The 24964-nt window shown below is 68.5% G+C and carries 21 protein-coding genes; 13 read left to right on the forward strand and 8 right to left on the reverse strand.

Annotation, left to right across the window (positions count from 1 at the left end; translation table 11 throughout):
• Positions 1-86: 86 nt before the first annotated feature.
• From Pla123a_RS01245 to Pla123a_RS01255, 3 genes are all read right to left on the reverse strand, one after another.
• Complete coding sequence (locus Pla123a_RS01245; protein WP_146583703.1) at positions 87-2456, reverse strand: ABC transporter permease; 2370 nt, start codon at positions 2454-2456, stop codon at positions 87-89.
• Positions 2457-2561: 105 nt separating this feature from the next.
• Positions 2562-3908, reverse strand: a complete 1347-nt coding sequence (locus tag Pla123a_RS01250) for a hypothetical protein (RefSeq protein ID WP_146583704.1) — start codon at positions 3906-3908, stop codon at positions 2562-2564.
• 114 nt (positions 3909-4022) lie between these two features.
• Positions 4023-4637: a class I SAM-dependent methyltransferase gene (locus Pla123a_RS01255; RefSeq protein WP_146583705.1), complete on the reverse strand. Its 615-nt coding sequence runs from the start codon at positions 4635-4637 to the stop codon at positions 4023-4025.
• 173 nt (positions 4638-4810) lie between these two features.
• On the opposite strand from Pla123a_RS01255, the gene mddA reads away from it, so the two are divergent.
• Positions 4811-5584, forward strand: a complete 774-nt coding sequence (gene mddA, locus Pla123a_RS01260) for a methanethiol S-methyltransferase (RefSeq protein WP_146583706.1) — start codon at positions 4811-4813, stop codon at positions 5582-5584.
• A 193-nt stretch (positions 5585-5777) separates the two neighbouring features.
• Here the strand turns inward: mddA and Pla123a_RS01265 are convergent, their stop codons facing one another.
• The 3 genes from Pla123a_RS01265 to Pla123a_RS01275 form a co-directional block, all read right to left on the reverse strand.
• Positions 5778-6350, reverse strand: a complete 573-nt coding sequence (locus Pla123a_RS01265; RefSeq protein ID WP_146583707.1) for a LemA family protein — start codon at positions 6348-6350, stop codon at positions 5778-5780.
• Between the two features lie 21 nt (positions 6351-6371).
• On the reverse strand, positions 6372-7082 hold the full coding sequence (locus Pla123a_RS01270) for a hypothetical protein (RefSeq protein ID WP_146583708.1): 711 nt from the start codon (positions 7080-7082) through the stop codon (positions 6372-6374).
• Between the two features lie 306 nt (positions 7083-7388).
• Complete coding sequence (locus Pla123a_RS01275; protein WP_146583709.1) at positions 7389-9731, reverse strand: tetratricopeptide repeat protein; 2343 nt, start codon at positions 9729-9731, stop codon at positions 7389-7391.
• Between the two features lie 286 nt (positions 9732-10017).
• Between Pla123a_RS01275 and Pla123a_RS01280 the strand changes: the two genes are divergently transcribed.
• The 12 genes from Pla123a_RS01280 (at position 10018) to Pla123a_RS01330 (ending at position 20339) form a co-directional block, all read left to right on the forward strand.
• On the forward strand, positions 10018-11073 hold the full coding sequence (locus tag Pla123a_RS01280; RefSeq protein ID WP_197527579.1) for a glycosyltransferase family 9 protein: 1056 nt from the start codon (positions 10018-10020) through the stop codon (positions 11071-11073).
• On the forward strand, positions 11070-12152 hold the full coding sequence (locus Pla123a_RS01285) for a glycosyltransferase family 9 protein (RefSeq protein WP_146583711.1): 1083 nt from the start codon (positions 11070-11072) through the stop codon (positions 12150-12152). Before Pla123a_RS01280 ends, Pla123a_RS01285 begins: the two co-directional genes overlap by 4 nt.
• A 170-nt stretch (positions 12153-12322) precedes the next feature.
• Positions 12323-13414 carry a 3-dehydroquinate synthase gene (gene aroB, locus Pla123a_RS01290; RefSeq protein ID WP_146583712.1) on the forward strand — a complete coding sequence of 364 codons (1092 nt, stop codon included), beginning with the start codon at positions 12323-12325 and terminating at the stop codon, positions 13412-13414.
• Positions 13415-13639: 225 nt separating this feature from the next.
• Complete coding sequence (locus Pla123a_RS01295) at positions 13640-14332, forward strand: response regulator transcription factor (RefSeq protein ID WP_146583713.1); 693 nt, start codon at positions 13640-13642, stop codon at positions 14330-14332.
• Between the two features lie 112 nt (positions 14333-14444).
• Positions 14445-15560, forward strand: a complete 1116-nt coding sequence (gene dprA, locus Pla123a_RS01300) for a DNA-processing protein DprA (protein WP_146583714.1) — start codon at positions 14445-14447, stop codon at positions 15558-15560.
• 816 nt (positions 15561-16376) lie between these two features.
• Positions 16377-17057: an RNA polymerase sigma factor gene (locus Pla123a_RS01305; RefSeq protein WP_231956295.1), complete on the forward strand. Its 681-nt coding sequence runs from the start codon at positions 16377-16379 to the stop codon at positions 17055-17057.
• A 177-nt stretch (positions 17058-17234) separates the two neighbouring features.
• Entirely contained in the window at positions 17235-18401 is a 1167-nt protein-coding gene (locus Pla123a_RS01310; protein ID WP_146583715.1) for a DUF1559 family PulG-like putative transporter, read from the forward strand.
• A 135-nt stretch (positions 18402-18536) separates the two neighbouring features.
• The gene (locus Pla123a_RS01315) at positions 18537-18950 is read left to right on the forward strand and encodes a hypothetical protein (protein ID WP_146583716.1); all 414 of its coding nucleotides are present in this window, start codon (positions 18537-18539) and stop codon (positions 18948-18950) included.
• A 106-nt stretch (positions 18951-19056) separates the two neighbouring features.
• Positions 19057-19578, forward strand: a complete 522-nt coding sequence (locus Pla123a_RS01320) for an FxsA family protein (RefSeq protein WP_197527580.1) — start codon at positions 19057-19059, stop codon at positions 19576-19578.
• 39 nt (positions 19579-19617) lie between these two features.
• A complete protein-coding gene (locus tag Pla123a_RS01325) occupies positions 19618-19800 on the forward strand; it encodes a hypothetical protein (protein ID WP_146583717.1) in 183 nt (60 codons plus the stop codon).
• 15 nt (positions 19801-19815) lie between these two features.
• Positions 19816-19980, forward strand: coding sequence for a hypothetical protein (locus tag Pla123a_RS24405; RefSeq protein ID WP_197527581.1), 165 nt, complete (start codon positions 19816-19818; stop codon positions 19978-19980).
• A gap of 140 nt (positions 19981-20120) precedes the next feature.
• The gene (locus Pla123a_RS01330; protein ID WP_261342741.1) at positions 20121-20339 is read left to right on the forward strand and encodes a helix-turn-helix domain-containing protein; all 219 of its coding nucleotides are present in this window, start codon (positions 20121-20123) and stop codon (positions 20337-20339) included.
• Positions 20340-20405: 66 nt separating this feature from the next.
• Here the strand turns inward: Pla123a_RS01330 and Pla123a_RS01335 are convergent, their stop codons facing one another.
• Complete coding sequence (locus Pla123a_RS01335) at positions 20406-24548, reverse strand: M56 family metallopeptidase (RefSeq protein ID WP_146583719.1); 4143 nt, start codon at positions 24546-24548, stop codon at positions 20406-20408.
• Complete coding sequence (locus tag Pla123a_RS01340; protein ID WP_146583720.1) at positions 24545-24943, reverse strand: BlaI/MecI/CopY family transcriptional regulator; 399 nt, start codon at positions 24941-24943, stop codon at positions 24545-24547. The genes Pla123a_RS01335 and Pla123a_RS01340 overlap by 4 nt, the downstream gene beginning before the upstream one ends.
• Positions 24944-24964: the final 21 nt, after the last annotated feature.

Genomic DNA, 24964 nt, shown 5'->3' on the forward strand with positions numbered 1-24964 from the left:
AGCTCTGACTTGCTGGTCCACCGCACTGGTGGTTCTAACCCCTTCCCCCTGCCGGGGAGGGGGGACCCTTGGGCCCACCTGTTCGACTAGTCCCGCGCCTTCAACACCGCGATCAAATCCAAGTGGTCCAAACTCCGTCGCACCAAGAGCCCCGACAGGGTCGCCGCGGTCAGCACCACGCCCGACGCGATTCCGTAGGTCGACCGCTCCACGACCAGCGGGAAGCGGAAGGCCTCCATCTGGTTCATCATCAGGTTGAGCGCCGTGGCGAAGCCGTAGCCCATCATCCAGCCGAGCGGCATGGCGAGCAGCGTCAGCAGGCCGAGCTCGCCTAGCAGGATCGCCGAGATCTCGCCGCGTGTGAAGCCCACGACGCGGAGGGTGGCCAGCTCGCGGCTCCGCTCGCTCTGGGCGATCCGCGCGCTGTTGTACACCACGCCGACCGCGATCACGCACGCGAAGAACAGGTTGATCTTCTTCATCGTGCCGAGGTTCTTGGCGAGCGTGTCCTGGAAACTCTCGATCGCGCTCGACTTGAGCGTCACCCCGGTCAGCTTAGGGGTGTCCTTCAAGGTGGCGTAGGTCTGCTGCTCCAGGGCCGGGTCGGTCAGCAGGTACGCGCCGGTCACCCGCGGGCCCTGCCGCATCAGGGCGTTGAGAGCGCGGAGGTCCATGTACGCATTGAGGCCCTGCAGGTCCTCCATCAGCGAGACCACCGGCAGGTCGGCCGTGGGGCGTTTGCCCTCGAGGGTCTCGATGCGGACCGTCTGGCCGACCTCGATGCCCAGCCGTCGGGCCAACGAGGCCGACAGCGTCACGCCGCCGGGGGGCGGCTGGTACATCGCGCCGGACGAGTCCGCCATGCGGTACAGCGTGCCCCCCTGCGGCAGCCCCATCAGCGCGACGCGGCGACTGCGGGGGCCGTGCCGCAGCCGCGCGGCCACCATCCGCACCGGCTCGGCCCGGATCACGCCCGGCACGTGCCGCAGGTCGTGCAGGATGTCGGTTGAGCCGGCCTCAAGCGTGTTGACGGTGATGTCGTACCGCTGCACGCGGAAGAATTGGTGGTCGAGCGTGTAGTCCATCGAGTCCTGGATAAACTGCCCCACGACGATGATCGCCACCGACAGGGCGATCGCCACGATCGATAGCGCGCTCTTCAGCGGCCGCCGCTCGATTTGCCGCAAGACCATCCGGGCGGAGCTCGGCAGCAGCCTGCCCAGGCCGAGCCGCTCGAGCAGCGTGGGCCCGAAGCTGGCGGGCGGCTCGGGCCGCATCGCCTCGGCCGGCGGCACGCGGACCGCGCGGCTCACAGCGCCGACGGCGCCAATCAGCGCCGCGCCCGCCGCCACCGAGACCGCCGTGGCGATGACCGACGGCCGCACGCGGATCACCAGCTCGGGGTACTGGTACAACTCGGCGATCATGACCGTGAAGGTGTGCCCGAGGAACCAACCGCCGAATATGCCGATCACCGAGCCGACCGCGATGATCGCCATCACGAACTTCAGGTAGTGCCAGCCAATCGCCACGTTGCTGTAGCCGAACGCCTTGAGGGCGGCGATCTGCTCACGCTGCAGCGCCAGCAGCCGCGCCAGCACCACGTTCAGCAGGAACGCGGCGACCGCCAGGAAGATCGACGGCGCCACCAGCCCGGTGGTCTTGAGACCTTGGATGTCGCTCTCCAGGAGCATGTGCGACAGCTGGTCCTCGCGTCCGTACGCGCCGAGCCCGCCGTACGGCTCCAGCAGCTGGTCCAGGCGGAAGATCACCTCACGGGCCTGGGCGCCGCGCATCAGCCCGATCGACAGATCATTGAACGCGCCCTCCATATCGAACGCCATCTCGAGCGCCTCGCGGTTCATCCAGAACACGCCGAAGTGCTCGGGGTCGGGCACAATGTCGCCCGGCTTGACCTGGAACACGTACTCGGGCGACAGCACCACGCCGACGATCCGCAGCTCCTTCTTGCGGCCGTTGATGATAGCGGTGACCGAGTCGCCCACGGTCAGGCCGTTGGCCTCGGTGAACTTCTCGCTGGCGAGGATCTCGTCGTCGCGGTTCGGCTCGAGCCGCCGGCCGCGCCGCAGGTAGACGCGGTTGAGGCTCGGCTCGCCGGAGACCGGCATCGAGATCAGCTGGCCCACGGCCGGCTCGTCCATGCCGGGCACGTCGAGGTTGACCATCTCAACGACGCGGGTCTCGACGCGGGCGACGCCGGGGATGGCGGCGGCGCGCTGGCGGATTGCCTCCGGCGCGCGCTTCACCGCGGCGAAGACGTCGGCGAAGTAGTAGCGGTCGTAGAAGCTCGCCCGGGTGGTCTCGAGCGAGTACAGCATGGTCCGCGAGTTGATGAAGGTCGCCACGCCGGCGGACACGACCAGCGCGATCATCAACGCCTGGCCCCACATGCCAGCGAGGTCGCGGATCAGCTTGCGGTCGAGGGCGGAGATCATGCGAGGGGTGGGCAAAGGGTTGCGAACCACCCCGATTCTACCGCCGCTTGCCGCAGCCTGTCTGTACCAGGGCGGGGCGCGCACCCGCTCAAATCAGTCCGCGTTCTATCGTTTCAAGGCCTCCTGCCGCTCGGCTTTGAAGTCGCCGACACGCTGGTTGCGTTCCGCGTCGGTTTCATGGGAACCGCGGAGCGTGTGCTCGCGGATCTCGACCGCGGGGAAGCGTTGGCAGAGTTGCTCGTACTCGCCCCGGGTGATCGAAGCCTCGACGATGACGAGTCGCTTGAGGCTTGGGATTGCGGCGAGGGCCCGCTCGAGGTCCTCCATGACGATCGCGTGGCCGCTGATACTGAGTTCCTCCAGCGGCAGCGGCGCCAGTGCGGCGAGGTCGGTTGGGCCGATTAGGTCGGGGTCCGCCGCGGCGTCGAGCCACTGCTGTAGCGCGTCGCCCGGCGGCGAATACATGCGGTAGTTGAGTGTCTTCAGCCGGCCGAACCGCGAAAGCTGCGCGACCGCCGCCTTCGGCAATGGCGACGCCAGCCTCAGCTCTTCGATATAGGGGAGCTCCGCAAGCCGGTTCAACTCGCCCTGCCAGTCCTCGCTCGACGAGAGGACGGCCGTGGTCACGTGGTTCAGCAGCGGCACGTAGTCCGGGTGACCCGCCAGCCGTTGCAGCCACTCGGGACCGGTGTACGTGCGGTAGACGCTAAAACGGTTGAGGGCCGCTCCCTGATTGAGGTCGGCTTCCAGCCGGGCTTCCTGGTCACGCAGTTCGGCGTGTTGGTGATGCCACGCGAGCGCGACGGCGCAAATTGTGAACGCGGCGAGCACGTCGATCAAACGGAAGCGGAACAGACCTCCGCGGCTGCGGAGCCACCACTCCACGACCGCGCCGACCCCGCCCACCACAAGGGCGAATGTCACTAGGTCGACGAGCAAGTTTCCGGGGTGCACACCCCATCGGTCGCCTGTCAGGGGCCAGGTGTGGTAATTGCTCCAGCGGACATAGTGCATCGGCACGCCGTTGCACGTTGTGAACGCGTGCCCGATGGTGAGGACCGGCGGCATCTTGACGCTGCTGATCATCGCGAACGCCGAGACACGCGTCGACCGCACGACACTCGGCAATGGCCAGCCGTGCTGTTGGAGCGCAGGGACCTGGAATCCGGGAAGGTCTTCGTAGGCGGCCCACGGCGCCTCCGACGGATCGACTTGCTCGGCCCGCAGCCGGTCGTCCTCAATGTCGCGGCTGGTAGCGTCGTAGACGCGTTGGCAGACCCTCTCCCACCCGTTAGCCGGGTTCCCTTGGGCGCCGACTCTGTTCGTCGTGTCGGAGGGGTAGCTCGGGATCGAGATCAGCACCATCGTAATGGTCGTCAGCGCAACCGCGACCCAGGTCGCCCAATGGCGACGCCGGATCATCGCGAATAAGTTGCGGCGGGTGAGGGCCATACAGCAACGTCGCGCGGGGGAAGGAGATCACGCAGTGGCTTTTGGCCCATTGTCGCCCATCGGGTCTCGAGACGCCACAACCCGGCAGTGGGGCCTGCAAGCAAGGTCGCCCCGTCAACGCACCCGGCGGTGCAGCTGCATGCCGTCCTGCCCGTGGTAGGTCAGCAGCAGGGCGCCCTCGGCGGCGCGGCGGCGGAACAGGTCGAACACGATCTGCTCCTCGCCCGGCCAGGGGTACGCGAAGATGATGTCGAAGTCGTCGGGGTCGAGGTCGAGCTCTTCGTAGGCGCTGCGGGCGTCGGTGCGGAGCCAGTTGATGTCGCGTTGCTCGTCGATCTCGTCCTCGTAGCCGTCGGGCACAAAGCTGCCGCAGACGAACTCGACGTCGATCTCGAAGTCCTCGGCCAGCGACTCCGACAGCGCGACCAGCGGCTCCTCGACCTCGATGCCGATGGCGTCGAAGCCCAGCATGCCGGCCAGGCAGGTCACGACGCCGGCTCCGCTGCCCCACTCCAGCACGCGGTGCCCCGGGGCGAGGTTGATCTCTGACAGGTAGGCGAGCACGCGGTAGGCCTCGACAAAGTCGCACGGCACGAAGGCGGCGATCGGCCGGTCGCGGTGCTCGAACTGCAGCCGCTCGATCCGTGTGTCGGCGTCGTCCAGCAGCGACACCACCCGCTTCGGCAGCCGGCAAGCGGGGTGGGCGAGTTCAATCGGGGCCAGTCGCACGGCGGCACGCGTCCGGGGGAGGGGGTGGGGCGGGGACGACGGATTGTACCCCGCCGGAACTGTTTCTGCCCCAGCTTTTGTAACAGGTCAGCGGGCGAGGCGTATCAGGGGGGTCCGGCGGCAGTTCGCCGGTCGAGCACACCCCACGAGACAGCGGACAGGCAGGCACGAATATGACGCGACGCATTCTGGTCTTCGGCTACGGTCTGGTTAGTTACGCGGTCGGTTTCAGCGTGCTGCTGTACCTGATCGCCTTCATCGGCAACTTCTGGGCGCCCACTACCATCGACGGTCCGCTAGTGGGGTCGCTCGCTTCGGCCGCGGCGATCAACCTCGGGCTGATCCTCACGTTTGCGGTTCAGCACAGCGTGATGGCCCGGCCGGCGTTCAAGCAGCGGCTCGCCCGCTGGATCCCGCCGGAAGCCGAGCGGAGCACCTACGTGCTGGCGAGCGGCCTGGTGCTGATCGCGTTGTTCGTCCTCTGGCGGCCCATGGGCGGTATCGTGTGGGACATTCAGCAGCCGCTCGCCCGCACCGCGCTATTCGCCTTGTTCGCCTGCGGCTGGGTGACCGTGTTTGGCTCGTCGTTCCTGATCAACCACTTCGACCTATTCGGGCTGCGTCAGGTGTGGCTCTGCCTGCGTGGCAAGCCGTACACGCCGCTCGCGTTCAAGACGCCGGGGCCGTACTCGCTGGTCCGGCACCCGCTGTACGTCGGCTGGCTGACCGCTGCCTGGGCGACCCCCACCATGGGCGCCGCGCACCTGGCCTTCGCCGTGCTGATGACCGTGTACATCCTGGCCGCGATCCGCTGGGAAGAACGCGACCTGGTCGACGCCCTCGGCCAGGACTACACCGAGTACCAGGAGCGGGTCCCAATGCTGGCCCCGCGGCTGCTGCGTCGGCGGAAGAGCGGAACGATTCAGGTGGAGAACGCCGCGGCGTGAGGAACCGCGGCGTTGTCGCTCGAGCCGGGGCCACGCACGAAGCGCGGCCCCGGCTTTGTTTGTGAGCATTGAACCCGTGCCAACGGCCTGCGCAATGGCAGCCCACCCCGCCAGGGGGGGGCCGACCCGGCACGCAGTCCCACCCCTGGCGGGGTGGGCTGATTGAGGGCGACCCTGGCGCCAGCGCTGGACCCTAGTACTTCACCGGCGGCGCCGCGCGTTGCGATTGGTCCTCGAGCTCGAAGTAGCTCGCCTCCTCGAAGCCAAACACGCTGGCGAGCACGTTGGTCGGGAACGCCCGGCAGAGCTGGTTGAGCTCGCGGACGTTGCCGTTGTAGAAGCGGCGCGAGGCGGCGATACGGTCCTCGGTGTTCGTGAGCTCCTGCTGCAGCGCGAGGAAGTGCGCGTCGGCCTTCAGGTCGGGGTACGCCTCGGCGACCGCCAGCAGCCTGCCGACGCCGATCCCAAGCGCCCGCTCGTCGACCGCCTGCGCGGCGGCCGAGCCGGTGTTCTGCATCGCCTGCTGCCGGAGCTTGGCGACCTGCTCCATGATCTCGCGCTCGTGGGCCGCGTAGCCCTTGACCGTTTCGACCAGGTTGGGGATCAGGTCGTAGCGGCGTTTCATCTCGACGCTGATATCCGCCCAGCTCTCGCGGATGTGCTGCCGCACCCGGACCAGCCGGTTGAAGTTGGCGATGACAAACACCAGCAACAGCAGCAGCGGGACCCCGAGGACTAGTAGCGGCAAGATGGCGTCTTCGTTCATGCGGATCTGGTGGGCAGGGGGCTACGCGCGGCTCTTGAGGTCGGCCAGCACGTGGTCGGGCCAGCGGTCGAAGAACATCTCGAGCCACTCCACGGACGGGGCGAACTCCTCGGGCTTCCAGGTCCCGCCCTGGGTCACCAGCGCGTGCCCCTGCGACAGGATCAGCGTCGGGCCGCGGGTGGCGAGCAGGAACTCCATCATCCGTGGGTGCACGATGGCGTAGGCGAAACGCTTGTCGTCGCTGCTGACGTGGAACTTGTTGCTGAACTCGGACGACTCGAAGTCGATGTCGTCGAAGCCGAAGAACGCGCCGACCTTGTCGAACACGCCCTCCGGGCGGATGGTCACGTCGGGCGTCGCGGCCGAGGGGAGCTCCGACAGCAGGTAGCTGAAGTGGTGGTGGTGGGTCGTGGACTGACCCTTGGAGTTGGTGGAGTGGGTCTCGTAGTGGAAGTCTCCGAGCTTGATGGGGAGCTCGCGGTCGTTGAGCTTCATCGCCCCGAAGACCGAGTTGTAGGCGTAGCGGCCGTTCCCCTGGCGGAACTGCCGGAACTGGCGGAAGTGGTCGTCGTGGTTGCGGTCGCGGTCGGGGGAGAACGTCCACCCACGCGCGGCGGCCAACGCGGCGAGCGCGTCGCGGCGGGCCTTGGCCGCGCGGTGCGAGGCGACAGCGGCCACGATGATCAGGGCGACCACGGCGGCAATAACGATGATCGGCAGCACGGATTCCATCACGGGCGGCGTCGGTGTAAGCGGGAAGAGCTGTATCGTAGACGCGTATTCGCTCGCTAGCCAGCAATCTTGGCCCCGGTGGCCTGTGCGGGGCGGAGCCGCGACGGGTCCTGCCCTGGGAATTGTCGCAGATAGAACCCCGCTGCTAGAACATCAGCAGCCAGAAACAGGGCCCTAAAAACCGAAGGGCCCGGTCTTGCGACCGGGCCCTCACGTCCCCCCCAATCTTGTCGACTGCTGCCTGCCTCTTCGGACTGCCCCGAGTGCCTCGCGGGCGGCGGCCGACCTCGCTAGCTCAACGAATCTCTACTTTAGCCCGGCCCCACTCTCGCCTGCGTAGCTGGCCTGACGCACGCCCGCCGGGTGCGAGCGGAACGGCTTCTCTTGCTGGTACAGCTCGAGTCGCTCGGCGTACTCGCCCTGATCGGCAGAGGGCGCCAGGGCGATGGCCTGCTTGATGGTTTCTACTGCGGCCGCGAAGTCGCCGGCGGTGGCCTGGGCGGCCGCCAGCGTGTCGAGGCAGATGTCGTCCTCGCCACCGGCTAGCTCAATCGCCCGCTCGGCGTTGGCCAGGGCCCGCTCGCCGTCGACGTACGAACGGTCGGGGCAGGTCGCCTGCAGCCAGGCCAGGTTGCGGTGCGCGATGGGGTCGGCCGGGTCGATCTCGATCGCCCGCACATAACCGCTGGCGGCCTGAGAGTAGCGGCCCATGTCGACCAGCAGGTCGGCCCGGCAGGTGGCGATGCCGGCGTCATCGGGCGCCAGCGCGGCGGCGGCCTCGAAGTGCTGCAGGGCCTCCTCCAGCCGGCCGACCACGTGGCAGACGCGGCCGCGGCCCTTGTGGGCGACCACCAGGTCGGGGTCGAGCATGATGGCCCGCCTGTAGTCGGCCAGGGCGGTCTCGAACTCACCGGCCTGCACGTACAGCGAGGCGCGGTTCGAGTGGGCCTTGGCGAACTCGCCGTTCAGCTCAATCGTCTTGTTGAAGGCGTCGAACGCCTCGGCGAACTTGCCGGCCTGGGCCATCAGCACGCCGCGGTTGTGGATCGCCCGCCACTGGCCGGCGTCCTTCGTGACGGCCTCGTCGAAGTCGGCCATCGCCTCCTTGACCATGCCGAGGTCAGCCTTCAGCTCGCCACGCTTGTTGAGCGCCCAAGAGGCCAGCTCGTTGCTGTACGACACCGCGACCGTCGACTCGTCGATCGCGAGCACGTGGCGGCACTGCTGCACCACGCGGGTGAAGTCTTCTTCGCTCTGGGCGTCGCGGGCCATGTAGTGGGCTTCGGCGAGCAGGGCGGCGGCCCGGTCGGAGGGCTCCTTGCGCTGCTCCTCGGCGGCGACCGCCACCGGGTTGGGCAGCACGGCGACCCGCGCGGCCGGCTTCTTGGCCGGTTGCATGACGGGCTGCGGAGCGGCCTGCTTGACCGGTTGCGGCGTCTGGGCGACCTGCCGCGGGGCGGCGGTCACGACCGGCATCGCGTGAGCAGGCTCGTTGATCATCGGGTTGTCCATCACCAGCGGCTGCGGCGTCGGGCCGGTGACTACGGGCAGCGGCGCCGACTGGGCCGCGATGATTGGCTTGGCCGGCTCTGCAACCGGGGCGGGCATCGCCGCCGCGGTGTGGGTCTCTTCGAGGTCCGAGACGAACAGCGGCTCGTCGTCGGTCGCTACCACCATCTCGTCATCCGCGGGGTCGTCCGACGCGATGATCACCATCGGCTCGGCAGCAACCGGCTGCGAGGCGATCGACATCGGGGCGGCCGGCTGAATGGGCATCGGAGCGGCGGCGACACGCGGCGCGGCGGGCTCGTCGCTGATCATCACGACGTCGTCGCTCGGCTTGGCCGGGGCCAGCGGACGCGACGAATTGCCGGGCATCGGCGACTGCACGACCGCCTGGGGCATCGACTGCTGCGGCGGGCTGCTCAGCATCGGCAGCGAGCTCGGGCCCGAGCTGCTGCTGTTGCGACTCCGCGTCTTGAGGGTCGAGCCACGCGAGCTTTGGGTCGAGCCACGCGAGCTGGAGGTCGAGCCACGTGAGCTGCTCTGCGAGGCTACCATGTTTTGATTGGAGCTGGCGGCCGGCTTGCTGGCCGAGCCGCTGCCGGTCTGCGAGCCGAGGTAGTCGAACAGACCCTGACGATCGTCGCCCTGGCGGAGGTTCAGCCCGCCGTTTGCCGGGCGGCCGGCCATCGGGGCCGAGGCCTGGGGCGTTTGGGGTGAGCCGGTCCGGCCGCCGGCGAAGCCGGCCTGCTGGATGCCGCGGGGCGGCTGCTGCGGCGGGTTGTTGGCGGCCGACTGCCGCGAGTCGTCGCGGGAGAACAAGCCCTTGAAGCCCGAGGTCAGCTTGCTCAGCGCGCCGCCGCTCTTCTGCGGCGCGTTGTCGCTCGCCTGCTGCGTGAACAGTCGGGCGGCCTGCTCACGGGACATGCTGGACGGCATCGGCGTCCCGGCCGGGATCCTGGTCTGCGAGACCGAGCGGCCGACGCGGCGTGCCGTCGGCGACGACTGCGGCTGGGGCAGCGGGTAGCGGCTGCTAGCAGCGCTGTAGTCGTCCACGAAAGATACTTCCTGCGCCACACCGGCGGGAACGAGAGACGCGACGCACGCCAAGCCAAGGGCAATGCGGTAGATTGAGGTTGCTTGCATGATTGCTTTCTCCAGACGAACGGGAAACTCGCAATGCGTCAGGGCGTTGCCACACGGAGAACGGTCGCCGTGGATCCCCGCTGTGGGAGGTATCGACCGTCCGGCGGGTCGGCCTAACCGAAACCGACGGACTTTTCGATAAAATCGGCAAGGCTTGCCCAGCTTGCCATCCACGGCCCTCCGATCCGCCTTGGTCGCAGCGGCGGGTGCCACTATCATGCCGGCCCGCGCAGCGGAGCTGCGCGCCGACTCCGCCGCCAACCAAGCGAGGCCTCGGGTGAGCCCCTTGCCTGCACCGCAACGCATCCTGATCGTCCGCCTGACCGCCATCGGCGACGTTATTCATGGGCTGCCGTCGTTGTGCGCGCTGCGCAACGCGTTCCCGGACGCGCACATCAGCTGGGTGGTCGAGGGCGCCGGCGCCCAGCTGCTAGAGGGGCACCCGGCCCTCGACGAGGTGATCCGCGCCCCGCGGCGGTGGTACCGCAGCTGGGGCGAGACCCGTCGGCTGCGCAAAACGCTCCGCCAACGCCGCTTCGACACGGCGGTCGACCTGCAGTGCCTGACCAAGAGCGCGCTCGCGGCCTGGCTCAGCGGCGCCCCCCGCCGGCTCGGCGTTGCCGGACGCAACGGCCGGGAGTTCAGCCGCGCGCTCAACAACGTGCGGACGCTCGTCCGTGCGCGGCACGTCATCGACCAGTACCTCGGCATCCTCACGCCGCTGGGGATCAACAACCCCAAGGTCGAGTTCCGCTTGCCCGAGTCCGCGGCCGACGCGGCCTTCGCCGACCGGCTGCTCGCCGAGGGCGGGCTCGAGTCGGGTCGGTTCCTCGTCATGAACCCGGGCGCCGGCTGGACCTCCAAGCAGTGGCCGCCGGAGCGGTACGGTGAGCTCGCCGCCCGGCTGCGGCGGTCGCACGGCGTGCCGACCGTGGTCGCCTGGGCCGGCGACCAGGAACGCCGGCTCGCCCAGACCATTGTCGACGCTAGCGGCGCGGCCGCGCGGCTCGCGCCCGACACCTCGCTCACTCAGCTCGCGGCGCTCGAACGCCGCGCGACGCTCTTCGTCGGATCGGACACCGGGCCGATGCACCTGGCGGTCGCGGTCGGCACGCCGGCGGTGAGCCTGCACGGCCCAAGCCGCGCGTCGTGGTGCGGCGCGTACGGCGAGCACAACCAGCGGATCCAGGTCGAGCTCGACGAGGGCCCGCAGCGCAAACGACCCGGAGCCGACGACTACGCGATGCGGGCCATCTCGGTCGACCTGGTCGCCGAGCGGTGCGACGCGATGCTCGCGCGGCTGCTGTCCGCCGGCCGCAGTACTACGGGGGACGCCGCATGAGGGTGCTCTTGATCAGGCTCAGCTCGCTGGGCGACGTGATGTTCACCACGCCGGCGATCACGGCCCTCGCCGAGCGCTACCCGGGCGTCAAGATCGACGTCGCGACCTACCAGCGGTTTGGCGCCGCCCTGCAGCACCACCCGCTGGTCGACCGCCGGCTGCTGCTGCCCAAGAAGAAGATCTCGGCCGCCGCCCGCGGGGGCGCTGTGCGCGAAGCGGCGCGGCTCGCCTCCCAGTTCGTGCGGGAGCTGCGGCGCGAGCACTACGACCTGATCGTCGACCTGCACAACGTGACCGACAGCGCGCTGGTGGCGCTCGCCGCCCGCGGCGATCGGCGGGTCGGCAACGCGCGTCAGCCGCTCAGCAGGCTGCTGCACTCCCGGTTCAAGTTCGACGACCGCAACGAGACCGCCACGGAGCACGCCGCGGTGTCGAACCTCCGCTACCTGGTCGAGGCGGGCTGGCTCAAACCGGACTCGCTGCGGGGCGAGCCGCGGTTGTCGTTCCACACGCCGGCGTCCGCCAAGGAGAATGTCGACCGCTTCCTGCAAGAGCAGCGGCTGGTCGGCAAAGAGCTGGTCGGCCTCAACCCGGGCGGCTCGTACGAGTACAAACGCTGGCCGGCAGAACGCTTCGCCGAGGTCGGCGCGTCGCTGCAGGCCCGCACCGGCGGGCCGGTGCTGCTGTTCGGCGGCCCCGCCGAACGGGAGGTTGTCCAGCGGGTTGCGGCCGGAATCAAGGGCCCGGTGGTCGACACGTCGGCGCTGCCTCTGTTCGAGGCCTTCGAGCTGATCAGCCGGCTGCGGCTGTTCGTGACCAACGACTCCGCGCCGCTGCACATCGCGACCGCCGCCGGCACGCCCACGGTCGGGCTGTACGGGCCGGCCAACGTGCGCAAGTTCTACCCGCTGTCACCGGCGGCCCGGATGGTGGAGGTCGAGGTCGCGTGCCGGCCTTGCCAGCCGAAGCAGGGCAGGGCGTGCGTTCACCGCAACTGCTTCTCGTGGCTGACGACCGACCAGGCGCTGCGGGCGTGCGACGAGCTGCTGGGCGAGCCCCAGCAGCGGCGGGCTTCTTGAGTCGGGGCCAGCGTCGCGGTCCGAGACGCGGCCAATGGCGGGACCCGTAGCGGCCGGGCGTTCTGCCGCCCGCGGGCCGGTCAGGGTATGATGGGGGATTCGATCCCGGCCCCTATCCATCGCCCACCCCCGCGGCCTGTCTACGGCCCGCGACCTACCCACGACTACTCATGTCCGAACCTGCAACGACCGTCCGCGTGAACCTGGCCGAGCGCGGCTACGACATCCACATCGGGCAGGGCCTGCTGGCCGGCGCGGCGTCGTTCATCACCGACCGCCGCAAGGCGAAGCACGTCGTGCTGATTACCGACGACAACGTCGACGGCCTGCACGCCGACCGAGTCGCCGACCAGCTGGTCGAGGCCGGCCTGGAGGTCAACGTCATGACGGTCGACGCCGGAGAGGCGAGCAAGGACGTCGACGTCGCGGCCGAGCTGTGGGAGACCATGCTGCAGGAGGGGACCGACCGGCAGTCGGTCGTGCTGGCGGTCGGCGGCGGCGTGGTCGGCGACCTGGCCGGCTGGGTCGCGGCCAGCTACGCCCGCGGCCTGACGTTCTTCCAGGCGCCGACCACGCTGCTCTCGCAGGTCGACAGCTCGGTCGGCGGCAAGGTGGGCGTGAACCTGCCGGGCGCCAAGAACATGGTCGGCGCGTTCTGGCAGCCGCACGGCGTGGTCATCGACATCGACGTGCTCTCTACGCTGACCGACCGCGACTACCGCGCCGGCCTGGCCGAGGTGGTCAAGTACGGCGTGATCATGGACGCCGACTTCTTCGCGATGCTCGAAGCCAACGCCGACGCCATCAACAACCGAGACCCGCAGACCCTCATCCAGATCATCGCCCGCAGCTGCCAGCTCAAGGCCGAGGTTGTCGAGGCCGACGAGCGCGAGGAGTCTGGCCGCCGCGCGATCCTCAACTACGGGCACACGTTTGGCCACGCCCTCGAGGCCGCCACCGGCTACGGCCCGCTGCTGCACGGCGAGGGCGTTTCAATCGGCATGGTCTGCGCGTCGCGGCTGGCCGAGAGCATGGGCCTGATTGATTCGGGAACCACCAGCCGGCAGGTGGCTTTGCTCGAGAAGCTGGGGCTGCCCACATCGCTCCCCGCGGGGCAGGACCCCGCGGAGCTGGTTTCGCTGATGTGGCGCGACAAGAAGGTGCAGGATGGCAAGATTCGCTTTGTGCTGCCGACCCGCATCGGAGAAGTCCAGCTGTTCGACTCGCCAGCTCAGCAGGCCGTGGTTGAATCGATGCGGTGAACGGTTCCGGCTATCCGTATTCCGTATAAGTTGACCGCCATTTCAGTTGTCCGGCGTTGCTATTACAGCCGACAATGAGTTTATTGAGGGGACCCACGACGCGTGTTTAGGGTCACGGAAGTGTTCCACTTCTGTGCTTTTCGCTACGGAGCTTGTGCTGATTGTGCGCGACCGGTTCGCCGCAGCGCGAGGCAAGCTCAAGCCTAATGTCCCAAGTCATTGATTGTGAACGAGCTCAGCGCAATACCCGTAAGCACCGACTATCTGCACATCGTCAAGATGCTGATGGACAAGTGTGGCGTGAGGCCGCACATCTACGAGAACGCCGGCGCCTGGGCCGACGACTCCAGCGCGCAGCACAAGGACCTTACCGCGCGGATGATCAAGCGCGAGGGCATGCCCACCCCGGCGCAAGACGCGACCGAAGAGCACTGCATGCTGCTGGTCGGTCCGCTGCACGAGATCCTCTCCCAGAAGCTGCCCGAGTTCGTCAACCAGGTGCACCCCGGCCTGCCGGTCGTGGCGGCCTGCGACTCGCCGCGGCTGGCGGACGTGGTCTCGGCGATCCGCCAGGGCGCCCGCGACGTGATCGACCTCTCGTCGACGGACGCGGACGCCTGCTCCGCCATCCGCGAGGCGCTCGAGTACGGCCGCGAGACCGAGGGTCAGCGGCTCCGCACGATGGAGCTCCGCCAGCGCCTCAAGACCATCACCCTTGGCGAACGCCAGGTGCTCGACTGCATGCTCGAGGGCCTCGCCAACAAAGAGACCGCCAAGACGCTCAGCATCGGGCTCCGCACGGTCGAGCTGCGCCGCGCCAAGATCATGACCAAGATGGGCGCCAAGGGCGTCGCGGAGCTGATCAAGCTCTTCTGCGAGGCCCGCGCCCCCGGCGTCGACACCCGGGCGGTCCGATAGCGGCGACCGCCGCCGCTGTGCAAAGTTCTGCAGAGCGTTCGTCGGGCAATTAGACTGCGGCTAGCCCCAGCGCGGCGTGCGCCGGGATCCGCGTCCCTCTGCCGCTCCGACGATGCCCGCGACTGACGACCAGCAGCTCCTCGCCGAGCTCCGCCTGACGATGGTGCGCGGCGTCGGCCCGCGTCTACGGCAGAACCTGCAGGCCGCCTTCGGCGGGGCCGAGCAGATCCTCGCCCGCGGAGCCGACGAGCTCACCCGCGTCGACGGCGTGGGCCGGACACTGGCCGACCGGATCGCGTCAGCGACCGACGCCATCGACGCCCAGGCCGAGCTCGACCGCGCCGCGCGCCACGGCGTGCAGATTGTCCTCCGCCACGGCGACAACTACCCCCGCGCCCTCCGCGAGATCCCCGACCCGCCGCCGCTGCTATTCGTGCGGGGCGAGCTCACGCCCCGCGACCAGTTGGCGGTCGCCATCGTCGGCTCGCGGCACGCCACCCGTTACGGGCTGGCTCAGGCCGAGCGGCTCGCCGCGGGCCTCGCCCGGGCGGGCGTCACGGTGGTGAGCGGCATGGCGCGGGGCGTCGATACGGCGGTGCACCGAGGCGCGCTGGAGGCCGGCGGACGCACCATCGCGGTGCTCGCCAACGGCCTGCTCAAGCCGTACCCGCCCGAGAACGCCGAGCTCTCGCTCGCGATCGCCGCGCAGGGCTGCGTCCTCAGCGAGGCCCCGCTGCTCCGCCCGCCGATGAGCGGCGCGTTCCCCCAACGCAACCGGGTGATCAGCGGCATCTCGCTCGGCGTGGTCGTGGTCGAGGCGGCCGATCGCTCGGGCTCGCTGATCACCGCCCGGCACGCGGGCGAGCAGGGCCGCGAGGTGTTCGCCGTGCCGGGGCCGATCGACAGCCGGCTGTCGCGGGGATGCCACAAGTTAATCCAGGACGGCGCGAAATTGGTCGGCTCGGTCGATGACGTGCTCGAAGAACTCGGCCCGCTGGTCGAGGGGGTCACGACCGACGACGGCGGCGAGCTCCGCAACGTGGCCGAGCTGAACCTGAACGAGGTCGAGCAGGCGGTCCTCCAAGCAATCGCCGCCGCGCCGACGCAGATGGACGCGGTCGTCCAACAGTCAGGCGTCCCGGTCCATCGGGTGCTCTCGACCATCAGCGTGCTGGAGGTTCGCGGCCTGGTGCGCCGCGTCAGCGGGTCGCAGGTGGCGCGGGTCTGAACGGGGATCTGAACGGCGGTCTGAGCGGGGGTCCAGTGACGCCCCGGTTGTCGGCGGTTCGATTGCCGGCAGCAGCACCAGGTAGGGCGGCAGATTCAGAGGCTTCCACATGCCCAAGTCTGCCCGATCGCAAGCGGGACGGCCGCCGATCGGGAAAAAGATTGCGGCAACGAACCGCGGCCGGCGACTGTCTTTGGGGGGCTGCTGCGGCTTGGCGGGCTGTTCTGCGGTTTTCAGGGGAACTTTTGTCGGTTGCTGGGTTCCAATACCTAAGAAGTGGCCGGCGCCGGCGAATAAAAATGCTGCGGCGGGCGAGTTCTGGCACGGCAGCCTGCCGGCCAGGGTTGTCTCAGGTTGATACGCCGGCGGCTGTAAATGCGACAGCCACTAGGTGTCCGGGCTACAAAGTCATGCAAAATTGGCAGGACCGGAGCGGCCGTTTTTTTCCGAATTTCTCCGAACCGACACCACCTAAGAATGCGTAAGTAAACGGAATGTAACGACTTAGGGAGTGAACGCGGACCAGAGTGCGGCGCCGCAAGTGCCTTCTGGCACACGGGTTGCGTCCTAGTTATACCAGTCGAGTCGGTACAATCGATTTCTGAGAGCTCTTGAGAGAGGCAGTTCTTACCGTCGCTTGTGTTGGATTCGATCCGAGCCGGTCGTGGCGGAGTCCACACCCAGCCGGCTCACCCCAAGGCCCAGGGAATCGCAACGGAGGACGCGAGGGCACTTGGAAAACTTTTTCAGACGGCGGGGAAGCAAGGATTTCGTTCCCCTTTGGCGTCGAGCCCTGTGATGCAGGAGTTCGTGACCATGAACAAGCGGACCACGGAGGATCGCGAGAACGTCAATGCCGGTCTCACCACCGGCGCTACCGGAACATTGGAGCCCGCGATGGCTAAAGCTGACAAACAGGCACGCACGGACGAACAGGTCCTCGCGGATCACCAGCGTGATTCGTCGGGCGGCCACCTCGCTACGCTCATAAAGCGTTACGAGCGTGAGCTTTACAACTACCTGCGTCGCTATCTGGGTGACGCCGGTATGGCCGAGGACGCGTTCCAGGCGGCCTTCCTGCAGGTGCACCTGAAAGCCGAGAGTTTCGACTCGGGCCGCAAGTTCCGCCCCTGGCTCTACACCATCGCCACCAACCAGGCGATCGACCTGCAGCGTCGCAACAAGCGTCACCAGGCGGTCAGCCTCGATAAGCCCAACCGCTCGGAGAGCGAAGAAGTGGGCGCCCTAATCGATCTCTTAGGCAGCAAAGAAATCGGACCGAACGAACGCTTCGACCGCCGCGAGCGTATGGAGTGGGTACGGAAGGCAGTCGCCGCCTTGCCCGAACAGCTCCAATCAGCGGTGTCGCTGGTGTACTTCGACGGCCTCAAGTATCGCGAGGCCGCCGCGGAGCTGTCGGTGCCAGTCGGCACGGTGAAGAGCCGCCTGCACTCGGCGATCGGTCAGCTCGGCAAGGCCTGGCGCGACTGGGAGTAGCCGCAACAGGCAGCGTCGGCATGCTGGGCCCACCCCCCGGGGCAGGGTCTGGCGGTTCGCCCGATTTTCTCGGCGGCCTTCCGTGTTACGGGTTAAACTAGCGTGACGCCCGGCGGCGTCCCTCCACTGCGTCGCCGGGCCCCCGCCACACGATCTGCAACCGGAAGCCGTCGTCCGATGCGCGAGAAGCTTGTCTGCTACCTGCTGGGAGAGTTGGACGACGCCGAGCGCGCCGCCCTCGAGGCCCGGTTGGCCAACGAGCCCTGCCTGCGGAAAGAGCTAGAGCAGATCCGCTCGTGCCTGGAGGGGTCGCACAACGAGGACGAGCCCACCGCCGACTGCCCCGAGGCCGCCGCCCTGGCCGCCGAAGGGGGCTGCCCCGAGGGGCTGGCCGACCGCACCGCCGGCGCAATCTCCAAAGCGCTCGCTATCCACGACGGCGTCGACTCGCCGTGCAATCGCTCGCGGTTCACGTTTGTGGACGTCTGCGTCGCGGCCGGTGTGCTGCTGGCGGTGTCCGCGATGGTGCTGCCCGCGCTGCCGCAGAGCCGCGCGTCGGCCCGCCGAGCCCTCTGCCAAGACAACATGCGCCAGATCGGTCAGGCGCTCTTCCGGTACGCCGACAACCACGGCGACTTCTACCCCGTGATCGGGCCCGACGAGAACGCCGGCATGTTCGCCGTGCGGCTGGTCGAGAGTGGCCAGATGTCGCAGCGTGAACTGCAGCGGCTGCTGTGGTGCCGCGCGTCGGGGCTGCAAGATCAGCTCCGCGAGTCCAACTCGCAGTTCGTCGTCGTGGCGCCCACCGCCCAGCAGCTCCAGCAGGCCAAGGGCGAACTGCTCGCCAGGATCCGCCGGTGGATGGCCGGCAGCTACGCCTACCGCATCGGCTACATCGACAACGGCAGGTACCTCCCGATCAAGTACTTCGACAGCTCGCGCTCGCCGCTCCTAAGCGACGCGCCGACCTACACCGAGCACGGCTGGGTCAGCGTCAACCACGGTGTGAACGGCGGCCAGAACGTGCTGCACCAGGACGGACACGTCCGCTTCCAGGTGCGGTGCGACTGCCCCGCCGTCGACCGCGACATGTTCGTCAACTACAGCGGTCAGGCGGCCGCTGGCGAGGGCAAGAGCGACATCGTGGTAGTCCGCAGCGACCTCACTCCCGGCGTCCCCCGCAACGTCACGCCAGTCGTGCCGGCCGAAATGCGGGTCGCGTCCCCCCGGCGCCCCCCATCCGGGCGGACCGAAGAGCCGTCGGCCGACAATGGACCAAACCGTGGCTCCGGCAGCGGCCCCGACAGTGGCTCCGACAGTGGCCTCGTCCGGGCGACTAAGTAGAATACAGCTCCCCCTCCGCCGGACACGGCCGTCCGGCTACTAGAACAGCGCCAGTCGGAATCGCGCTCGCCCGAACCTTGCCCGGGCGATGGGATTGCCGCCAGGACGCCCCGCCGAGAGACCGAGTTTACTCCTATGCGATGGATCCTCTCTGCCTACGTCTTGTTCGGCGCCGCCATGGCGGTCTTCGCCGACCTCGGTCAGTACCCGCCCGGCATCAGCCAGCTGCACGCCCTGCCAATGGGCGACAAGCTGCTGCACCTGATGATCTCCGGCGGATTCGCGTTGCTGCTCAACTGCTGGCTGATCGGCAGCCGGTGGGGTAAGCCGTGGCGGACGCTGCTGTGGGGGACCCTGATCGCCGCGGCCCTCTGCACCGTTGAGGAGGCCACCAACCTGTTCACGCCGTACCGCGGCGCCGAGCTGCTCGACCTGGCGGCCAACTACGCCGGCATCCTGCTGATTGGCGCCGTGCCGGTTGCGCTGCACCTGCTGATCCGCCCGCCCGCCGCCGCGCTGCCCCAAGCAAACCCGCTGGGCGGCGAATAGCCTGGGGCCCCGGACTGCCGGCCGCTCGCCCGCCCCGCGGATTCCCTTCCGGTAGCGCGCCGCAGCCAATTGCCCCCGCCGCGGCCGTCGCCTAGGATCGTCTGACGTGCCACTAATCTTCCTCATGCTGCTGTTCATCGCGCTGCCGATGACGGAGTTTGCCATCCTGTACCGGTTGGCGACCGACGGTATTGGCTTCTTCGCCACCATCGCTTTGGTGCTGCTGACCGGCGTGCTCGGCGCGGCGCTCGCCAAGCAGCAGGGCCTGCAGACGCTCACCCGGATCCGCGGCGAGATGGCCGGCGGCAAGATGCCGGGCGACGCGCTGTTCGACGGCGCGCTGATCCTGGTCGCCGGGGCCGTGCTGATCACGCCCGGCGTGCTGACCGACGCCTTCGGCTTCTGCCTGCTAATCCCGCCGCTGCGGGCCGGGGTCAAACGGGCTCTCAAGGCCTGGGCCGCGCACAACGTGAAGGTGACCACGGCGTTTTCGGGCGGCCCTGGCGGCCCCACGATGGGCCAGCCCCGCGGCGGCTTCCCCGGTGGCCGCGGCGAGATCCCCCGCGGCGGAGGCCGCGATGAAATAATCGACGCCGAGGTCATCGAGACCCGCGTCGAGCGCGACTGACCCCGAGACCACTCCCCACGGGCAACCGAGGGCTACTGCATGCGACTCATCGCTATCAGCATCGTTGTCTTGGCCGGCGTCTTGGGCTCCGCCGTCGGCGTGGTCGCCCAGGCGTTCAGCCCGCGGGGCCTCGGCAACGACCTCGACGTGTTCGGCGCCGTTCTGGCAGCCGGCGCGGCCGTGCTGTTCCTGCTCGAGTGGTGGGCGTCGCGCCCCGAGTGACCCCCTGGAATCGACATGCCGCACGAATCCTACGACCTGATCGAAACCATCGGCGGCATCGCCCTCTCGGTGATCGCCGCGGTGGCGCTATTCATGTTTGCGGTGTCGCTGATCGACCGCCACCCAGGCGCGAAGCAGAAAGACGAAACGCCGGACGACGCCCGCATGAGGGAGCCGTAGCCGGCGTTGTTCGTTAGAGGCCCGACGCACGGGGCCCGTTCACCGCGCAGCCATCAAGAGAAGCCGCCGAACGCGACCACCACGAGGCAGCGCTGATCCGTCTTGTCCACGAAGAGTTCGCGCGGCTGATTGGTGGGCCGCTGGCGAGCTGGCGCGAACCCAGGCCCTCGCAGCTACCGCCGCGGGTGCAGCAGGTCCTGCACTGCCAGCTAGAGGGCGACAGCGACACCCAGATCGCCGCTCGGCTCGACCTGTCGCGTCACACCGTGAACCACTACACGAAGCAGATCTATCGCCACTTCGGCGTCCACGCCCGGGCGACCCTGCTAGCCCGCTGGCTGTCGCGACGCTGGAGGTGACTGCCTGATGCGTAGGGTGACGCCATGCGGGCGAAGGCGGGAGTACTCGCTGTCGCGAAAACTCCGCTAATGATCGCGGACCCGCAGGATGGTCACCTGGGAGCTCGACTTCTCGAACTCAACACCGGTCTGAGCGGTCACGGCCTGCAGGACCGTGTCGGGGTCGACCCGGAACCGCTTCTCCTTCGGCACGGTGTTCGTGTCGTACCAGCGCTTCGACCAGGTGAGCCGCTCGGAGGACGGCGGGGTATCGTTGACGACTTTAACGCCGATGTACTCGCCTAAGTCGGTGAGGAGATTCGGCAGGTCGCCGAAGCTGATCTGCTCCCCGTGGTCGCCCTCGTACGGGCCGCTGTTGACGGTGAGGACCGCTTGGTCCTCGCCGCGGATCGATCGACGCGTCATCTCCTCTTCATTGAGGGCCAGCGTCCCGCTGGCGATGTAAACCAGCCGATCGACCTGTTCGAAGACGACCCTGACCGGTCGCCCCAGCTCGTCGCTGACCAGTTGGGACAGGGCTTCGGCGAGTTGGTCCCGTGTCGCATCGGCGCGGAACAGGTAGTCGCCCGGCAGGGGGAGCGTGAGCAGTTCCTCTGCGATGTCGACATCGACGCTCGGCTGCCGCAGGAGGTACGTCGTTAGGTCTGCGAGCTTGGGCGCCCGGCCGCCGATGCCAAAGTGGTGCTCCGGCTTGCCGTCCTGCCACTTCAGGAAGTAGAAGAACTCTTGCCGCCCCGGGGCCGAGCCTGGTCGCAGCAGGTGGCGGAGGTAGTTCCTCGCGAGCGGGTAGGGCGGGCCAAAGCGATTGAGCACCTCGCCGTCGGCGAGCACGTACGCTTGGCGGAGCTCGTCGACCGCCCGTTGCTCGGTCTCGGTCAGTTCCCGCCGGCGGGTTTCGGTGGCCGCCCGAACCTCTTCTCGGGAGGTGACATCAAACACGTCACGCTGCAGCCTCCGGACGCTGTGGCCGTCCCGCGTGTCGACAACCGTCGCGCCGGCGGGGGCGCCCAGCTGGAACACCGACTCCGGCAGCGGCGTGTTGAACCGCGCGAGACCGACACGCAAGATTGACGCGCGCTGGATCTGCCCGGCGCGCGATTCAAACTGCGTGATGACCGTCGGCACGGGAACGCCGGACTGCCGCCGCCACCCGAGCCACTGGGACCGACGCTCGGTGGCGCCGTGCCGCAAGACGAGTTCGATCGGCAGGCCGCTCTCGGGATCGAAGAACAGGGAGGCCGCGTCGCCCGCCGGGCTCGCGACGTTCGCGACACTCGCAGTCTTTCCCCGGTGCATCGTGCGGCGGGCCGGCTCGAACGCTGCTTTGTCCAGGAACTCGGGTCCCATGACCGGTAGGACATCTCTGAGCGTCGTGATGGCGAGGCGGTCGGCGGCGCGTGGTGCCAGATCCAATTGCGAATTCGCCTCATCCCACTGGATTGAGACATCGTCTGCCTGGATATGCACGTGCGATTCGTCGCGTCCAGGCCAAGATCTGCTTTCGCGGATGTGCGTGGGCCTGCCGTCGCTCATCTGCAGGTACAGTTCTAGCTGACTCCAGGGCGAAGTTGAGCGTTCGTTCATTGCGTTCGCGGCCTGCAGAAGGTCTGTCAGCGCGTCGGGGGCTTCGACCAGGTTGTGCTCGACCGCCAACTGGGCGAGGTCATTGGGCGATGACCCGGCGGCGAAGAGCGACGGACCTTGGTGAAAATGGCTCAACTGTAGCCTGGCGGTGCGGATCGAGGCGACCGCCTCGCGCAACTGCTCCAGCGCGGTCCGGACTAGGGAATCCGGGGTAGGCCCGTCCGCCGCGTTGGCGGAAGCCGGTTGCTCTTCGGACGGGGCGGCGTCGGTCTCCGCCGGCTCATTGTCCCGTATCTTAATCTCTACCACCGTATCGCCCTCCGGCGCAAATCCGACGGTCTGCTCGTAGCCCTCGTTGCCCGGCAGATAGACCTCGACTTCTTGCTCCTCGATCGCGGCGTTCAGGTCGACCGCCAAGCCACGCAGCACGGCGCGGCCGCCGGTGGGCGTAGATTCGATCACGACGCCGGCGCCCAACAGCTCGGCGTACGTCGCCCCTTCAGGCCAAGGCTCGAACGTGACGCGTTGACGCACGCTGACGCGGGGATCCCAGTTGCCCTTCTTGAGCCGGCTCAGGTCACCGGTGAGGTTGACGAACAAGTCACGCCGCTCGGGGACCACGATCTCGAGCGACTGGCCCGCTTCCAACCCGTGGTAGACCGCCCGGGCGCCGTCGTCGGCTTCGAAGATCGCCAGGTACCTCGATCCACGCGTCAGGCGGTCGAGCGTGAAGGCCCCACGGTCATCGGTTGTCGCATACGCTTCACCCCACCACTCGTGCCGCCGCTGGTCGCTAAACGCGCGATTGGATGATGGGTTGACCTCGTGAACCAGACGGATCTTGGCCCCGGCCAGGGGCTTCCCGTCCGGCCCCCGCACGACGCCGTTGGTCTTGGCGGCCGCGACTAGCTCGAGAGCGATTACCTTACCAGGCCGTAGTTCCACGATGCGGTCCAATAACGGCTCGTAGCCGGGGGCTTCCACCCGGAACGAGTACCGGGTCGCCGCCAGGTGCTGCAGCACGTGCTCACCGCGCTGGTCTGTCTGGAACTCAAAGTTGGGACCGCCGATGTGAGTGTGGATCTCCGGATGGGCGACCAGGGTCGCTCCGGGGATTGGATCGCCCTGCTCGTTGACCACCCGCACCCGTTGCGAGACGCCCGGGCGCAGCACGAGCTTGATGTCGTCGCGGTGCTCGCCGGGCGCCAACTCGAGCTGCTCGGTCCAGGCCGGCGCGTGGCCCTCGGCGTAGTAGGTCAGCCAGCTCGTGCCGGCGTCGACCTCCATTGAGAAGCGATCGACGTAGCTTTTGCCCGCGATGCTGGCAAAGTTGCCGTTGGCGTATCGCGTGTAGTAGTACACGTTCCCCTTGACCGTGGCGGCGGCGCCGTCCTCGAGGACGATCTGGCCGGAAAGGGTCGCGGTCCCCTCCGACTCGCCGTGCTCCAGCACGCTCTCTTCCGTCGGTTTGTCCTCGTTGGCCGCCTCTGCCTGCCAGAGCGTGGGACTAGCGAACAGCAAGCCGCTGGCCAGCAGAAGCGCCCCAACGCCGACCCGCGTCAATCCAACGCTCGGCCCCGGCAGCGGCATGCCGAGCACCCGCAGCACCCGGCCGCGTAGCTGACTAGCCCGCGGCCCGGTCGCCGCCAACGCCGCCGCGCCGGCGGTGCTCAGGCCGGCGGTCTGGTAGCGGAGCTCCGACAGCCGCACCAGCGACTCGGCGTAGTCGCACGGCTCGCTCCCCCAGCGGATCGCCAGGTCGTCGCAGCAGTGCTCGCGCTCGACGCCGATCTTGTGGCTCAGCCACCACACGGCGGGGTGGAAGAACAGGGCCGCCTCGACCACCCGCTGCAGCAGGTTCACCAGGTGGTCGTACCGGCGGATGTGGGCCAGCTCGTGCAGCAGCAGCGACTCGACCTGCTCGGTGGTCAGCTGATTGAGGATCGCCGCGGGCAGCAGGATGGCCGGTTTGACGACCCCCACCACGACCGGCGTGGCGACGCGGGTTGAGTAGGCGACCAGCGGAAGCACGTCGAGACGCACCCGCTCGCCGATCCGCGCAAGCAGTTCGGGCAGGCGGGATTCCTCGATCGGCCGGGCAGTCGCCCGCAGGCGCTGGCACCCGTACAGCCCCAGCAGCAGCCGGATCGCCATCGCGCCGGCGCCCACGACGTAAGCCGTGACGAGCCACTGCGAGGCCGACTCCCACGATGGCTCCGGCTTGGCGTTGACCGCCACAGGCGGTTCGGGAGCGGCTTCGATCTTGGGCAGACCGGCGGTCCGGCTAAGCGTACTTGGCGGCTCAACGGCGAGCCCTGGGGCGTAGTCGGTACTGGTCGGCCCGATCGCTCCGGCGGGGGATGCTTCGGGGGTGAGGCCGGCCACCGCCGGCGCAACCGCGGCCACGCCCGGCGCGGTGAGCCAGAGGTTGAGCGGCAAGCAGGCGGCGGTCAGGCCGAGCGCCGCGCAGTAGACCGCGTAGCGAGCGCGGGCGTCGCGGCGGCGGAGCACAAGGCACGCCAGCGCGGCCAGAACCGCGGCGAGCGTCCCTTGCCAGAGCACGTGGGCGAGCGACTCGACCAGCCAGGCCGAAGTCTGCGGCGTGAGGTAGGCGGACAGGTTCATTGCTTCCCTCCCCGACGCTTGCGGTTGATGAGCCGGCGCAGGGCCTGGTGATCGTCGTCGTCGACGTGCTCGGAGTCGAGCAGGTTGAGCAGCAGCGCCTCGGCCGAGCCTTCGAACACCCGGTCGAGCAGGTCGCCGAGCATCCCTTGGGACACTTCTTCCCGGCTCACCGCCGGCGAGAACAAGAACGCGCGGCCCTGCGGCCGACGGTCGACCAAGCCCTTGTCGGCCATCACGTTGAGCGTCGTGACGACCGAGGTGCGGGCGAGGTCGCGGTCGCACTCCTCGGCCAACGCGTCGCGGACGCTCATGGCGGAACTCTCGCCGGCCTGCCACAAGATCTGCAGGACCTGCAGCTCGAGCTCGGTGGGGTATCGCGAAGCGGGGCGGGCCACGGGGCGGTCTCCTTGGTTTGT

Origin of the sequence: Posidoniimonas polymericola, assembly GCF_007859935.1 — a bacterium.
GTDB classification, from domain to species: Bacteria; Planctomycetota; Planctomycetia; order Pirellulales; family Lacipirellulaceae; genus Posidoniimonas; species Posidoniimonas polymericola.